Origin of the sequence: Micropruina sp., from assembly GCF_047602085.1 — a bacterium.
In the GTDB taxonomy this organism is placed as follows: Bacteria; Actinomycetota; Actinomycetes; order Propionibacteriales; family Propionibacteriaceae; genus Micropruina.
Window position 1 is genome coordinate 991,333 of the sequence record NZ_JASGID010000002.1, and the last position, 14,890, is coordinate 1,006,222.

The following is a 14,890-nucleotide window of genomic DNA, read 5'->3' on the forward strand; positions in this document are numbered from 1 at the left end:
ACGGTTCCGTCTGGTTCAGGGGACGGTTCCGTTTGGTTCAGGGGACGGTTCCGTCTGGTTCAGGAGACGGTTCCGTCTGGTTCATGATCCCGTTGGGGACCGTGCCTTGGATCGTTGGGAACCGTCCCTTGAACCAATCCCTTGAACCAAGCGGAACCGTCCCCTGGACCGTTGGGAACCGTCCCCTGAACCAAACGGAACCGTCCCCTGGACGGGTCAGTGCTCGATGTGTCGCTGGCGAGATTTGATCCACCAGCGCTTTAGCGAGCGCATTTGGTTCCACACCCAGCCGCCGCCGCGCTCCCGTCCGGTGCGCACGTAGAACAGCACGTTGGGGTTGTTCAGCGTCAACTGCAATCGGCGGGCAGCATCGCGTGAGCCTGCGATCAGCAACTGGTCGCCGATTTCGAGCTGGTAGCCGGTGGTGGGCAGAATCTCGCCGCCCTCACCGCGTGCCACCATCAGCACCAAGGCGTTAGCCGGACGGTGCGCGTCGTACGGGTCGACGAGCAGGTGGCCGATATTCACCCACTGCTCGTGCCGGATCGCGTCCACCACTGCCGCCGCCTGCTCATCGTTGATCGTCACCCCCCACAGTTCGGGCACGTACCCGCCGTTGAGGAATGACAGTGCCTCGGTGAGCTCCGCGCTCCACCTTTCGGACGCCCCACGAATCTCGTGCCGGAAGCGCGCCAGCAGCGGCGTGGTGATCAGGGCCAGGAATTCCCGGGCGACAATGCGGCTGGGCTGCATGCATAGGTCGTCCTCGAAGGCGTCGAAGAGGGTGGTGTTGCTCATCTGGTTCTGCCGGGTGACGATGAAGATGTCGGGCTTCAGGTCGCGTGCCACCAGGGCGATCGCCAGGTTCTTCAGGTCGCTGGCGTTGCCGGCGACGATGCCGACAGCGTGCTCGATGCCGGCCTTGATCAGGCTCGCCGAATCGGTGCCGGTGCCCTTGATGTCGACGCCCTCTTCGCCGTAGTGCATCCGGTCGATGACGGTGACCTCGTTGCCGGCCTTGGTGAGTGCTTCGCGCACGCCGTGCCCGAAGCGTCCGTAGCCGCACATGATCCAGTGACCGCGTGGAGGGTGGTGTGGTTCGGGCAGGTCGTCGCCGGGAAATCCGGTGAGGATCTGACCCATGCGGTAACGCTCCGGACGGGCCACCGCCAGCGCCAAGAAGGTGGAGAACCGCTCGAACGGGTTGGTCACCATGTCGCCGCCGAAGGCGCCGCGGGAATGGTCGGTGTCGGCGTCGCCGACCCTGGCCATCACCGGCAGCCCCGGCCGCAGCAGGCGCGCCGACACCGCGATCGCCCGGTTGGTGGCGTCGTCCACGGTTAGCGCCATCACGCCGCGGCAGTAGGGCGAGAGCAGGCCCGAGCCGGTGAGCGTGGCCGGCTGGGAGGCGTCCGCGACCTCGCTGGGTGGGTCGTACAAGAAGTTCTCGAGCTTGATCTGCTCGATGCGGTCGGAATCGGCATCGATCACCACGAACCGCGTGCGCAGCCGGTCGAGACCATGGCAGACCAGGGTGCCGGTTTCGCCGACGCCGCAGACGATGTAGAACGGCTCTCTCAGGTTGCGAATGCGCCGGGCGTGGCGGCCATGCCGTAAGGCGTTCTGAAAGACCGGTTCCTGAAGCAGGCCGACCACGGTGACCACTGCATACGACCATCCGGTCACGGTCAGGTAGATCGACACCGTCATCCACATGCGTTGTGCGGTCGAATAGGGGTGCGGCAGTTCACCGAAGCCGATCGTGGTGGCCGTGTAGCTGATCACGTAGAACGCGTTGAACAGGCCCATGCCCTCGGTGGGGTGGCCCGCATCGTTGACCCCCGGCATCAGCGCCAGGCCGAACACGCTGACCGTGTACAGCAGGATCACCAGCCCCAGCGGCAGCCGCATGCGCCGCAGGAACAGATAGGTGACGTTGTTGATCGTCCCTCGCGGGATTGAGGTCACCGTCGTGCGGTGATGATTTCGCTGATCATCAGCACCACCGAGATCAGGTTCGCCAACAGTGCGCCTGCCGACATCGACACCACCAGCGCCATATCGGCCGGAGTCATGCCGGAGGGGGTGCTGGCCGCCCAGGTCCAGATGATCGAACCGGCGATCAATTGCACGTCGGCGACCAGCGACGTGGCCAGATGAACGGCGCCCAATTGGGTGCGGTCGCCGAATTTGAGCACGGTGGCGATCAGGCTCACCACCAGGGCGGCTGCCAGCTCCCACACATTGTGCAACTCGACCTTCTCCATGTCGCCGGTCCAGAAGCCGAAGTTCAGCGTCGCGGCCAGCGTGATGAAAAAGCCGAATATGACCTTTTCCGAGTTCATTCGTCCTCCTGCCGATCGCGGCCCACTCTAGTGCTGAGACTCCCAGCTCAGGGGTGTGACTTGGGGGCCGTGTCACTACAGGTACAGACTGAGCCAATGGACCTGGTGACGACGCTCCTGGTCGGCGTGCCCGGCCAGGTGGCGGTGTTTGCCCTGGTGCCGCTGGCCTACTGGCTCAACGCGTCGCGGCCCGAGGGGTCGCTGCTGCGTTGGCTGGGCTTCCGTCAGGTCTGTCACGGTGCCGATCCGCTGGTGCTTGCGGCGACGGCGTTGGCGGCGCTCGGGTTCGTCGGCAGCGCCCTGCTCGGACGCCCCGGGGTTGTGGTGGCAGGTTCTGGCTACTTCGCCTGGCTGGCGGTGGTGTTGGTCGCGGTGGTGCAGACCGCACTTAGCGAGGAGCTGTTCTTTCGCGGCTTCATGCTCAACTGGCTGGGCGGCAAGCGCGGTGGCGCGGTGGCCGCCAATGCGATCCAGGCCCTGTGTTGCGGCGCGCTGCGGTTCGCCGGCCATTGGGTGTTCATCGACCGCGGACTGGGCGCGGGACTGGCCGTCTTCGCCCTGGGGGTCGGGTCGGCGCTGATGGTCGGCTGGGTGCGCCAGCGCACCGCCTCACTGCTGTTGCCCTGGGCCGCGCATGGCTCGGGCAATCTGATCGCGGGCTTGATCGGCATGATCAGCCGGTGAGCGCGTCATGAACGACCCGAGCGCATGAACGACCGCGTGCAGCCCGACCGCGAGGTGCGCGGTGCCTACCTGGTGTGCTCCGGTCGCACCCAGCAGTCATGGGTCGACCCGGACGATCCGCTGCGGCTCGAGTTCGAGTACGTCCAGCGGATCGCCGAGATTCTGCGGGTCACGATCCTCACCCGCGAGCCGGACGCCAGGCTGCGGGTCGTCCATCTGGGCGGTGGGGGAATGACGCTGCCGCGTTGGCTGGCTTCGGTGCGCCCGGGCACCGCCCAGGTGGTCTGCGAGCCGGACGCCGAACTGCTCGCCGAGGTGCGCCGCAAGGTGCCGCTGCCGCCGCGCAGCGGCATCAAGGTGCGTGAGACCGACGGACGCACTGGCGTGGCCGCGATGCCGTCCGATTACGCCGACGCGGTGATCGTGGACGCCTTCGACGGCTTGCACGTGCCCGGTGAACTGGCCACGACCGAGTTCTTCGGGCAGCTGCGCCGGGTGCTGCGGCCCGGTGGGCTGCTGGTGATGAACCTGGCCGACGAGTCGCCGTTCGGGTGGTCGCGAGCCTGCCTGGCCGGCGTTCAGGTGCACTTCCGGCACTTGCTGGCCAGCGCCGAGACCGCGGTCTGGAAGGGGCGCCGGTACGGCAACGTCGTGGTCGCCGCGTCGCATGCGGCGCTGCCGTTCGACACCATCGCGGCGGACGCCCGGCGGGCCCTGTTCGGTTACCGTGCCGTCGCCGGTGCCGAGCTACGCCGCTGGGTCGGGTCTGCGCTGCCGTTCACCGACGACGCGCCACGTGACTCCTACGGGCCTACCAGTGGGCACACCTGGTACGGGTGAGCTGCCTGGTACGGGCGAGTTGTCGGAGCCTCCGGGCGCGTTCACAATGGACGCCGTGGGGGAGACGAGCACGGTGACGCCGCGGGCGATACGGCCGGACTCGCCGGCGCCCAAGGGGCGCCGGAGGCTGCTGACCGTGCTGGGTGTGCTGCTGATGGCAACCGGCCTGTCGTTTCTGGGGCTGTACGTGTGGGACGCCTACTTCAACCCCGTGATGGATGTGAAGGCCGCGCAGCAGCAGGTCGACGAGGTGAAGAAGGAGTGGGCGCAGGGCAGGTCGCCGTCGTCCACGATTCCCGGCAACGCCGTCGCGCTGATGCGCATTCCCGAATTCGGCGCCGACTATGAGGTCGCGGTCGTCACCGGAACCACCCCCTACTCGCTCAACGTCGGCGTGGGCTGGTTCGACCACACCGCCGCTCCGGGAAAGGTCGGCAACTTCGCCGTGGCCGGCCATCGCGGAGCGTCCGGACCGTTCGTGCCGCTGCTCGACCTCAAGCCCGGCTCGAAGGTGATCGTCGAGACCCGTACCGCCGTCTACACCTATGCGCTGACCAACTACCCCAAAGACCTGACGGTCGACAAGTACGAGACCTGGGTGATCGACCCGGTGCCCGGCCACCCCGACCAGAAGCCCACCGAAGCGCTGATCACCCTGATCACCTGCCGCAACTTCTTTCACTCCGCGGAGCGCTCGGTGGCCTTCGGCGAACTGGTCGAGACCGTCGAGAAGTGACCGGCGGGTCAGCACTAGGGTGGGCCACATGGCGGATCGTGACCAACTCATCGAACACATCAAGAACCTGGCCGTGGTGCATGGCACGGTGACCCTCACCTCGGGTGCCCAGGCCGAGTACTACGTCGATCTGCGCCGGGTGACGCTCAACGGGGTTGCCGCCCCCCTGGTCGGACGGGTGATGAACGAGCTGGTCGCCGACTGGGACTTCGACCTCGTGGGCGGCATGACCATGGGTGCCGACCCGGTGGCCACCGCGATGCTGCACGCCAGGGCCGCCGCGGGCGGGTGCTTGGACGCCATCGTGGTGCGCAAGGCGGCCAAGGCCCACGGCATGCAGCGACGCATCGAGGGTGCAGCGGTCGAGGGCCGTCGGGTGCTGGTGGTCGAAGACACCTCCACCACCGGTGGCTCGCCGCTGGAGGCCATCGAGGCCGTGCGCGCCGAGGGTGGCGAGGTGATCGGCGTCGCCGTGATCGTCGACCGCAACACCGGTGCGGCCGAACGCATCGAAGCCGCGGGGGTGCCGTACCGGTACGCGGTGAGCCTGGCCGATCTGGGTCTGTAGCCGGTCCCATCGCCACACCGACCGGTTAGGCTGGCCGGGCACCGTCCCACGACAAGGAGTTGCCCCATGGAAGGAATTTTGTGGTTCCTGGTGATCCTGGTGATCATCGTGGTCGTCGCCGGCCTGTATGCGGTGTCGCTGTACAACGGCTTCGCCCGCGACCGAAACCTGATTCAGGAATCCTGGCGTCAGATCGACGTGGAGCTGAACCGGCGCTACGACCTGATCCCGCGGTTGGTCGAAACGGTGCGAGCCTACGCCGCCCACGAGCGCAACACCCTCGAAGGGGTGACCCGCATGCGCAACCAGGCCGCAGCGCTGGCGCAGCACGGCGGCACTGCCCACCAGCGTGCCCAGGCCGAAGAAGAGTTGTCGGCCGCCGTGCGCAACCTGATCGTCAGCGTCGAGGCGTACCCGCAGTTGCAGAGCAATCAGAACTTTCTCGAATTGCAGCGCGAGCTCACCGAGACCGAAGACCGCATCGCCGCCGGACGCCGCTTCTACAACGCGAACGTGCGCAACTACAACACGAAGGTCGACTCGTTCCCGAGCAACGTCCTGGCCGGCATGTACCACTTCGAGAAGGCCACCTATTTCGAAGTCAACGACACCGAGGTGCGCCGGGCACCCGATGTGAATTTCGGCGAGATCAGCTACCGCGGTGAGCAGCCGGGTGCGGAACCGACCAATGCGCAGCTCAACGCCGCCCCGCAGTCGTCGGGCGACCTGCCCAACCCGCAGGCCTGCCAGGGCCAGGGCTACCCGGCCCCGGCGCCCGGCGGGTTCACTCAGCCGGTTCAGCAGTACCAAGCGCCGCAGCAGGGTCAGCCGCAGCAGTTCCCGGAGCAGGACCAGGGCAACCGGCCGTCCCAGGGTGGCTACCCGCCGCCGCAGTCCTGACCGACGCAGTCAAGGGACCGCTGATCAAGGCGCCGACCATTGGTTGAGCGTGTCGAAACCCCTAGTGCGAGCACTCTGTTCGGGGTCTCGACACGCTCGACCGGCGGAGAGTCAGTGCTTCGGTAGTGGGAGCGCTCCGTTCGGGGTCTCGACACGCTCGACCGGCGGAGGATCAGTGCTTCGGTAGTGGGAGCACTCTGTTCGGGGTCTCGACACGCTCGACCGGCGGAGAGTCAGTGCTTCGGTAGTGGGAGCGCTCCGTTCGGGGTCTCGACACGCTCGACCGGCGGAGAGTCAGTGCTTCGGTAGTGGGAGCGCTCCGTTCGGGGTCTCGACACGCTCGACCGGCGGGGGCCGTCGTGTGCCGGACGCCCGGCGGGTGCGGTGCGCAGCGGCCCGGTAGTCGCGTCCGCGCAAGTTGGTCAGTGCCAACAGGGTGCGCCGCTGCGCGGCCACCGGCTCACTCCGACGCGGTCTGTCCGGCTTCGGCCTTCAGCTTGCGTCGTTCGCGCAGGTACTCCACGACCATCGGCAGCACCGAGATCAGCACGATGACGATCAACACCATCTCGAGGTTGGTGTGAATGAACGGCAGGTTGCCCATGAAATAGCCGAGCACGGTGATGCCCGCCGCCCAGATCACCGCGCCGACCCCCGACCAGGTGATGAATCTGCGGAAGCTCATCTGGCCGATGCCGGCGATCAGGGTGATGAACGTCCGGGCGAACGGAACGAACCGGGCCAGCACCAGTGCGCGCGGGCCATAACGCTCCATCAGCTCGTGGGTCTGTTCAACCCGCTTGGGGTCGAACACCCGCCCCCAGAACCCCTCCCGCGGCCTGAAGATCGCCGGACCGATCCACTTGCCGACGAAATAGCCGATCACATTGCCGAGCACCGCGGCGATCATCAGGATCACGCACGAGACCAGCAGCACCATCGGCTGGCTCAGCCCGGCAAAGGCGATCGACGGGGGGTCCATCGCGATGAACATGCCGACGGTGAACAGCAGCGAATCGCCGGGCAAGATCGGGAAGATCGAGCACTCGACGATCAGGATCAGCGCCACGCCCCACAGGGCCCAGTTGCCCAGGGCATGAATGACATATTCGGGGTCCATCCAGTCGGGCAGCAGCAGCGGCACGAGCAAAGGCAGCAGGGTCACAGTCACTCAGGCTACCGTGGGGGGCTGTGCAGCCGGTAAGCGAGGGCTCAGAGCAGCCAGGCCGTGGGTCATTGGCGGACGTAGCCGCTGACCCAAGCGTTGAGCCGTACGACCCGACCGTCCCGCTGGTCGGCGTCGGCCCACACCCCCGACCGTGGCCGGACGATCCGCGGCTCGACCCTGATTTGCTGGCCGAGGGCGACCGCCGCAACGTGGGGGATCGCTACCGGTACTGGCGCCTCGATGCGATCGTCGCCGACCTCGACACCCGGCGTCAGCCGCTGCAGGTGGCGATTCAGAACTGGGAGCACGACTTCAACATCGGCTCCATCGTGCGCACGGCCAACGCGTTCAACGTGTCCGCGGTGCACATTCTGGGTCGCCGACGCTGGAACCGGCGCGGTGCCATGGTTACCGACCGGTACCTGCATGTGTATCACCACCCTGACGTAGCGTCGTTCTTCGCCGCTCTGGCCGCCGCCGATGTCACCCCGATCGGCGTCGACAACCTGCCCGGTTCGGTGCCCCTGGAGGCGACCGAGCTGCCGCAGCGCTGCTGCCTGGTGTTCGGGTCCGAGGGCCCCGGGCTGACCGACGAGGTGGTGGTCGGCTGCGCGGGCCTGGTGTCGATCACCCAGTACGGCTCCACCCGTTCGCTCAACGCCGGAGCCGCCGCGGCCATCGCCATGTACCACTGGGGCCTGCGCTGGGGCGGCCGCTGAGGCTCACCGGGCGTCGTACAGCCCGACTGTGCCCGCGGCATCGCCGTGGCATGCGCGGATCGACGCGCCCACCCGCTGGTTGCGTGAGGGACGTACTGATTTTTCGCTGGTCGAGCGTGTCGAGACCTCAAACGGAGTGCTCTCACCAGGGGTCTCGACACGCTCGACCAGCGGGGGAGTTGGTGCCGCGCTCGCGCCCGCAGGCGGCCACGGTCGGCGGCGAGTCCGGCCTACTACGATGGCGGCGTGAACGGTGTCGGCGAGTACGTGGTGTTTTATGCGCCCGAGGCCGTCCAGGCCAAGGTCGCCCGCTGGCGCTCGCTGTTGATCCAGCGGCTGATCTCGACCGCCGTATCGGTCGCCATCGGCGCGGCCGTGTGGTACTTCTTCGCCGCCCAGGTGGGTTCGTGGGGGCCCTGGCTGGTCGGCTCGGCCTTGGTGGTCGGGCTGATCTGGGTGGTGATCAGCGGATCCGGCCTACTGATCGCGCGACGCGATGCCCGCCCGGTGGCCCCCGGCCCCGCGTTCGCCGTCACCCGCGACGGCGTGTGGGTCGCCGGGCTGTGGCTGACCTGGCCCGAGGTGGGCGCTGTGCTGGCGAACCCGGGTCGCTTCGGCCGCTCGCCCCAGCTGAAGGTCGAGGCTCGCGACGGACGGTCGGCGGCCGTCCCGATGGAGTACCTGAGCGCATTGCCGGCCAACATCGACTCTGCCGTGCGGGCATTGTCGGGTGGTCGCTGCCGCATTGATCTGTCCCGGCTCGACGACTGACACCTCCAGGCTTGAAAAATGGGTCGCGCAGCCCGGTGACTTTTGCAAGACTGGGGAGGTCATCGCAGGCGTCACCCTGCAGTCCGGTGACGCCACGACCCCGTGAGGAGCGCAGTAAATGCCCATCGCATCACCCGAGAAGTACGCCGAGATGTTGGCGGCCGCGAAGGCCGGTTCGTTCGCTTTCCCGGCGATCAACATCACCTCGTCGCAGTCCCTGAATGCCGCCCTCGCCGGTTTCGCCGCCGCGGGCTCCGACGGCATCGTGCAGGTCAGCACCGGTGGCGCCGAATACGCGTCCGGTCCCACCATCAAGCACATGGTCACCGGCGCCGTCGCCTTGGCCGAGTACGCGCACGTGGTGGCCAAGAACTACCCGGTCAACATCGTGCTGCACACCGACCACTGCCAGAAAGAGAAGCTCGACACCTACGTCAAGCCGCTCATCGCGATCTCGCAGGAGCGGGTCGACCGCGGCCTCGAGCCGCTGTTCCAGTCGCACATGTGGGATGGCTCGGCCGTGCCGATGGCCGAGAACCTCACCATCGCCGACGAGCTGCTGGCGCTGACCAGCAAGGCCCGTCAGATTCTCGAGATCGAGGTCGGCGTGGTCGGCGGCGAAGAAGACGGTGTCGCGGCCGAGATCAACGAGAAGCTCTACACCACCGTCGAGGACGGCTTGGCCACGGTCGAGAAGCTCGGCCTGGGTGAGAAGGGGCGCTACATCGTGGCCCTCACCTTCGGCAACGTGCACGGCGTGTACAAGCCGGGTTCGGTGAAGCTGCGCCCCGAGGTGCTCAAAGAGATTCAGGACGCGGTCGGCGCGAAGTACGGCGTCAATAAGCCGTTCGACTTGGTCTTCCACGGCGGTTCGGGCTCGACCCCGCAAGAGATCAGCGACGCCGTCGACTACGGCGTGATCAAGATGAACGTCGACACCGACACCCAGTACGCGTTCACCCGTCCGGTGGCCGGCTGGATGCTCGCCAACTACGACGGCGTGCTGAAGATCGACGGCGAGGTCGGCAACAAGAAGATGTACGACCCGCGCGCCTGGGGCAAGGCAGCCGAGGCGGGCATGGGGCAGCGCATCATCGAGGCCTGCGAGAACCTGCGTTCCGCCGGCAAGACGATCGGCTGATCGACCAGTCTCCAGCGACGATGCCCGGGCCGCGTGCCCGGGCATCGTCGCTTTGTTGCGAGGCGCCGATTGACGAAACCACCGCCGGTCGAGCTTGAAATCCTTCGCCGGCGGGCGCACGTTCACGTCTCGACCAACTCGACCAACTCGACCGGTTCGATGAGTTCGACCAGCTCGGGTCTTCCAGCGCTGGTCTCGGCGTGACATCGAGGACCCGTACCAGCGGAGGTGATCTGCGGCCGAGGGCGGCGTCCGAACGGTGTGTATTTGCTCGCATTTCGACAGCCCTTGCTGTGGGTTCAGTTGGGTTGGTGTGGGTTCGAAATGTCGTCGTAGTAATCAGAACATCTAGACGGTGCACGCCCTTAACATGACGCCCATGAGACCCCTAGTGATACGCAGTGCGCTGGTCGCCTCGATCGGCGGCCTGGTGTTCGGTTTTGACACCGCCGTCATCTCCGGCACGACCGAGCAACTCCAAACATATTTCAACCTCTCTGACGCCTACCTCGGCTGGGCCGTGGGCATGGCCCTCCTCGGCACGATCCTCGGTGCCCTGACCGCCGGCAAGCCGGCCGACCGCTATGGCCGCAAGCCGGTGCTGTTCGTGATCGGCGTCCTCTACCTGGCGGGCGCCCTCGGCTCGGCATTCGCCCACGACATCGTCACCTTGGAGATCTTCCGGTTCCTGGGCGGCATCGGTGTCGGCGCTGCATCGGTGTGTGCCCCGATCTACACCGCTGAGATCGCCCCGGCGAAGGTCCGTGGCCGTCTGGTGGGCCTGGTGCAGTTCAACATCGTGCTCGGCATCCTGCTGGCTTACCTGTCCAACGCCATCGTCCGCGCGGTGGTCAACGACGAAACCTCCGACTGGCGCTGGATGTTCGGCGTGATGGCCATTCCCGCCGCGATCTTCCTGATCATGCTCTTCAGCGTTCCCGAGACTCCGCGCTGGCTGATGGCCAACGGCCAGGAGCAGGCCGGCCGGGACGTCATCGCCAAGCTGACCACCAGCAAGGAAGAGGCCGACTTCCAGATCGAGGAGATCGACTCCTCGCTGGCTGCGGCCGCGAACGCACCGAAGGTGCCGTTCTTCACCAAGGGCCATGCCAAGGTCATCTTGCTGGCCTTCATGATCGCCATGTTCAACCAGATGTCGGGCATCAACGCGATTCTCTACTACGCCCCGGTCGTCATGGTGAAGGCCGGCGCGTCCACCGATGCTGCCTTCCAGATGAGCATCGCGGTCGGCTTCATGAACCTGATCGCCACGATGGCCGCGCTGACCGTGATCGACCGGATCGGCCGCAAGAAGCTGATGATCATCGGCTCGATCGGCTACATCGTCAGCCTGGGCTTCATGTCCGCGCTGATGTTCTACTACGAGAAGGCACTGGGCGGCGCGTTCGACTCGAAGTCCAGTTTCTTGGTGCTCGCCGGCCTGCTCGTCTTCATCGCCGCTCACGCCTTCGGTCAGGGCGCGGTGATCTGGGTGTTCATCTCCGAGATCTTCCCGAACCGCATCCGTGGCCGTGGGCAGTCCTTCGGCTCGCTGACCCACTGGGTGTTCGCCTGGCTGACCTCGACCTTCTTCCCGCCGGTGATCAACGGTCTCGGTGGCGGCGTGGCGTTCGCGGTGTTCGCGATCTTCATGGTCGGCCAGTTGTTCTGGGTGCTCAAGGTCATGCCTGAGACCAAGGGTGTGCCGCTGGAGGAGATGGAGGCCAAACTCGGCCTGACCCATGATCCCAGCGACAACGGCGATCCACTCGCAGCGAAAGGGCACTGAATGTCTGACCGCGAAGTGTTGTGCCTGGGCGAGGCGTTGATCGACGTCGTCATCGGTCAGGACTCCACCCAAGAGCATGTGGGCGGCAGTCTGCTGAACGTGGCGGCCGGGGTCGCCACGCTCGGCGAGCCGGCCAGCATTTGCGCCTGGTGGGGCAAGGACGAACGGGGGGGCCGGCTCGCTCAGTGGGCCACCGCGTCTGGGGTGTCGATCGTGCCGGGCACCGACTCGGCCGAGAAGACTGCCGTCGCCTTCGCCCACCTCGACGCCGACGGCCGGGCCACCTACGAGTTCGACCTGGAGTGGAACGTCCCGGCGATCGACGACCTGTCGAAGTACGGTCACCTGCACACCGGCAGCATCGCGGCCACGCTCGAACCGGGCGGCACCGCGGTGGTCGAGAATGTGCGGGCGATCCGCGGCCACGCCACCACCTCCTACGACCCGAACATCCGCCCGGCGCTGATGATCGCGCCCGAGCAGGTGGTCGGCCGGGTGGAGGACCTGGTCAGCCTCTCCGACCTGGTCAAGGTCAGCGACGAGGACCTGGAATGGCTCTACCCCGGTGAGCCGGTCGAGGACGTGATGCGGCGCTGGATCAAGGCCGGACCGTCGATGGTGGTCGTCACCCGTGGGCCGTGGGGCGCGTACGCTCTGCTGGCCGACAACCGCGACATGCTGCACATCGACCAGATGAACGTGACCGTCGGCGACACCGTCGGCGCCGGTGACTCGTTCATGGCCGGGCTGATCGCCGGACTGCTGAAGGGCGGCTTGCTGGGTTCGGTCGAGGCCCGGCAACGGCTGGCCGACGCCGGCTGGTCCGACGTCCAGTCGGCACTGCACAATGCGGTCGTCACCTCGGGCATCACCGTCAGCAAGAGCGGTGCCTATGCCCCGACGTCCGAGGAGGTGGAGGCGGTCAAGCAGGCCGATCCCACCCTGTACTGAGCTGAGGATTCTCCGCTCAACGGACCCGCCGGGGCCTTCGGGGCCCGGCGGGTCTTCGCTGTGCCGCGCCTGCCCGTCGGCCCGATCGCTTTCTCCTCGTGACCGGGACCTTTCCAGGGCGAGACCAGCCCGCGCCACATAGATCTGACTTCTACGCGGCTCGCGGACCTACGGCGATCGTCGCCAGCCACGCGGTGGCGTGTCGCGCCACCGCAGCCGAGGCCACCCGCTTCGAGTAGGGACGGTCAGCCGGCCGTCAGCCAGAGCGGTTGGTAGGGGCGGATCAGGAGCGTTTCGGGGAGCAGCGAGTAGTCGTAGCCGCTGATCTGCTCGACGGCGGTGTCGCCGAGGCGGGAGCGCAACACATAAGACGGCAACTCGACGGCGTCCTCGCTGAAGTTGTAGGCCTCGACCAGCAAACCCTCGGGATGGTCGCGGGTGAGCAGCAGCACCCGCGAATCGGGGCTGGGCAGCACTCGTGACTCGATGGACGCGTGCAGGTGCGGCAGCCGCTTGCGGACGCCGATGGTGTGCCGCAGGCCGGCCAGGATCCGTCCGCCCGGCGTGCTCGGGTCGGCGTTCGCGAGCGCCACGGCGGCCGGGTCCATCGCCGGACGGTGCACCCAGCGGTTGTCGGCGGCGTGCTCGGGGTCGTCGCGGTAGCCGTGATCGTTCAGCAGGCCGATCTCGTCACCCATGTAGAGCAAGGGGACGCCTCCGAAACCCAGAATGGCGGTGTGCAGCAGGTTGATCCGGGCGATCGCGTTGGAGAGCTGGGCCTGGTCACCGGCCTCCAGTGCCGCCTCCAGGCCGGCCAGGCTGGCCAGCGAGCCGCTGATCCGGCGGTCGTTGGTGGCCGGGTTGTGCTGAAACACCAGGCCGCGTGCGAACGACCCGGGGTAGAGGCCGGCGTAGAACTCGGACAGGAACGCGCGGTGGGTGTGGCCCTCCAAATACGCGCCGCGGGCATCGCTGTCGGAGATCGCCCAGCCGATGTCGTCGTGACAGCGGGCATAGGGGCCCCAGGTGGTGCTGGCGGGCTTCGCCGGGAAATTCGACAGCGCCACCTCGAACAGGCGGGTGTGCCGCGAGGCGAGCGCACCCCATAGCTGCACCATCAGCGAGTTGTGGTAGGCGAGGTCGGAGACCTTGCCGAAGTGCTTGCCCTGGCCCAGGTAGGCGACCAGGTCTTGTGGGCCCACGATGGCCTCTGCCTTCACAGAGCAGGCCGGGGCGACGATCCGCAGCACCGCTCGCAGCGCCTGAGTGAGCTCATGCACTTCCGGTTCGTTCTGGCAGTCGGTTCCCATGGCCTTCCAGATGAAGGCGATCGCGTCGAGCCGCAGGACTTCGACGCCGTTGTTGGCCAGAAAGCAGACGATGTCGACGAACTCGGCGAAGACGTCGGGATTGGCCCAGTTGAGGTCCCACTGAAATGTGTTGAAGGTGGTCCAGACCCAGCCCTGCAACTCGTCGTCCCAACTGAAGCTGCCGGGGGCGAAGTCGGGAAAGACCTCCGGCAGGGTGCGCTCGTAGGCGTCGGGGATCGTCCGGTCGGGAAAGATCATGAAGTAGTCGCGGTACTTCTGCTCGCCGGCCCTGGCCCGTGCGGCCCACTCGTGCTCGCGCGCCACGTGGTTGAGCACCAGGTCGACCACCAGCGAGATGCGTTCCCGGCGCAGCGTGGCGGCCAGCGCCACCAGGTCGTCCATCGTGCCCAGTCGCTGGTCGACCTGGCGATAGTCGGCCACCGCGTAGCCGCCGTCGCTGTCGCCCGGACGCGGCTGCAACAACGGCATCAGGTGCAGGTAGGTCACGCCGAGCGACTTCAGGTGGTCGATGTGCTCGGCCACGCCGGCCAGCGTGCCGGCGAACCTGTCGGCGTAGCAGACGTAGCCGATCTGCTCGGGTTGCTGCAGCCAATCCGGGCTGAGCAGCCGGGCCTCGTCGAGCACCCGCAGATCGGCCGGACGGCTGTCGAACGCGTCGCGCATGGCTCCGGTCAGGCGCTCGAAGAGTGCCTCGGCCCGCTCGCCGTAGGCACCCTGGAGACCGCTGAGCAACTGTGGCCCGTAGCGTTCCATCCGAAGCTGAAACGTGGTGTCGTCATCGACCATGGCGGCAGCATAGGGCCTGTCGCGGCACAACTCACATCGAATCGACAAGGGCGTCGGGGCGGTTTGAGCAACCCACGATCGGCATTGCCCGGCGCTGGCTCAGCGGCGGCTCCTGGTGGGGCGTGCCGACCCGCGCCACGCTCATCACCGGGCCCACAATG

General features: G+C 67.0%; 15 protein-coding genes. 10 read left to right on the forward strand and 5 right to left on the reverse strand.

Features of this window, described 5'->3' with window-relative positions; translation table 11 throughout:
* Window positions 1-216: 216 nt before the first annotated feature.
* On the reverse strand, window positions 217-1,968 hold the full coding sequence (locus tag QM721_RS05270; RefSeq protein ID WP_415119695.1) for a potassium channel family protein: 1,752 nt from the start codon (window positions 1,966-1,968) through the stop codon (window positions 217-219).
* A complete protein-coding gene (locus QM721_RS05275) occupies window positions 1,965-2,345 on the reverse strand; it encodes a DUF6394 family protein (protein WP_415119697.1) in 381 nt (126 codons plus the stop codon). Before QM721_RS05275 ends, QM721_RS05270 begins: the two co-directional genes overlap by 4 nt.
* 96 nt (window positions 2,346-2,441) lie before the next feature.
* On the opposite strand from QM721_RS05275, the gene QM721_RS05280 reads away from it, so the two are divergent.
* The 5 genes from QM721_RS05280 (at window position 2,442) to QM721_RS05300 (ending at window position 6,073) form a co-directional block, all read left to right on the forward strand.
* A complete protein-coding gene (locus tag QM721_RS05280) occupies window positions 2,442-3,029 on the forward strand; it encodes a lysostaphin resistance A-like protein (RefSeq protein WP_415119699.1) in 588 nt (195 codons plus the stop codon).
* A 24-nt stretch (window positions 3,030-3,053) separates the two neighbouring features.
* Complete coding sequence (locus QM721_RS05285) at window positions 3,054-3,869, forward strand: spermidine synthase (RefSeq protein ID WP_415119701.1); 816 nt, start codon at window positions 3,054-3,056, stop codon at window positions 3,867-3,869.
* Window positions 3,870-3,924: 55 nt separating this feature from the next.
* Window positions 3,925-4,605, forward strand: a complete 681-nt coding sequence (locus QM721_RS05290) for a class E sortase (protein WP_415119703.1) — start codon at window positions 3,925-3,927, stop codon at window positions 4,603-4,605.
* 28 nt (window positions 4,606-4,633) lie between these two features.
* The gene (gene pyrE, locus QM721_RS05295) at window positions 4,634-5,173 is read left to right on the forward strand and encodes an orotate phosphoribosyltransferase (RefSeq protein ID WP_415119705.1); all 540 of its coding nucleotides are present in this window, start codon (window positions 4,634-4,636) and stop codon (window positions 5,171-5,173) included.
* 66 nt (window positions 5,174-5,239) lie between these two features.
* On the forward strand, window positions 5,240-6,073 hold the full coding sequence (locus tag QM721_RS05300; RefSeq protein ID WP_415119708.1) for a LemA family protein: 834 nt from the start codon (window positions 5,240-5,242) through the stop codon (window positions 6,071-6,073).
* Window positions 6,074-6,367: 294 nt separating this feature from the next.
* Here QM721_RS05300 and QM721_RS05305 read toward each other — a convergent pair whose 3' ends face one another.
* Entirely contained in the window at window positions 6,368-6,529 is a 162-nt protein-coding gene (locus QM721_RS05305; RefSeq protein ID WP_415119710.1) for a hypothetical protein, read from the reverse strand.
* 4 nt (window positions 6,530-6,533) lie between these two features.
* Entirely contained in the window at window positions 6,534-7,244 is a 711-nt protein-coding gene (locus QM721_RS05310; protein WP_415119712.1) for a DedA family protein, read from the reverse strand.
* Between the two features lie 119 nt (window positions 7,245-7,363).
* On the opposite strand from QM721_RS05310, the gene QM721_RS05315 reads away from it, so the two are divergent.
* From QM721_RS05315 to QM721_RS05335, 5 genes are all read left to right on the forward strand, one after another.
* Window positions 7,364-7,960, forward strand: coding sequence for a TrmH family RNA methyltransferase (locus QM721_RS05315; RefSeq protein WP_415120119.1), 597 nt, complete (start codon window positions 7,364-7,366; stop codon window positions 7,958-7,960).
* A 246-nt stretch (window positions 7,961-8,206) separates the two neighbouring features.
* Entirely contained in the window at window positions 8,207-8,731 is a 525-nt protein-coding gene (locus tag QM721_RS05320) for a hypothetical protein (RefSeq protein ID WP_415119714.1), read from the forward strand.
* Between the two features lie 118 nt (window positions 8,732-8,849).
* Entirely contained in the window at window positions 8,850-9,872 is a 1,023-nt protein-coding gene (gene fbaA / locus QM721_RS05325; RefSeq protein WP_415119716.1) for a class II fructose-bisphosphate aldolase, read from the forward strand.
* Window positions 9,873-10,251: 379 nt separating this feature from the next.
* Complete coding sequence (locus QM721_RS05330) at window positions 10,252-11,661, forward strand: sugar porter family MFS transporter (protein WP_415119718.1); 1,410 nt, start codon at window positions 10,252-10,254, stop codon at window positions 11,659-11,661.
* The gene (locus QM721_RS05335) at window positions 11,662-12,612 is read left to right on the forward strand and encodes a PfkB family carbohydrate kinase (protein WP_415119720.1); all 951 of its coding nucleotides are present in this window, start codon (window positions 11,662-11,664) and stop codon (window positions 12,610-12,612) included.
* Between the two features lie 245 nt (window positions 12,613-12,857).
* On the opposite strand, the gene QM721_RS05340 is transcribed toward QM721_RS05335, so the two are convergent.
* Complete coding sequence (locus tag QM721_RS05340) at window positions 12,858-14,729, reverse strand: alpha-amylase family protein (RefSeq protein WP_415119722.1); 1,872 nt, start codon at window positions 14,727-14,729, stop codon at window positions 12,858-12,860.
* Window positions 14,730-14,890 lie beyond the last annotated feature (161 nt).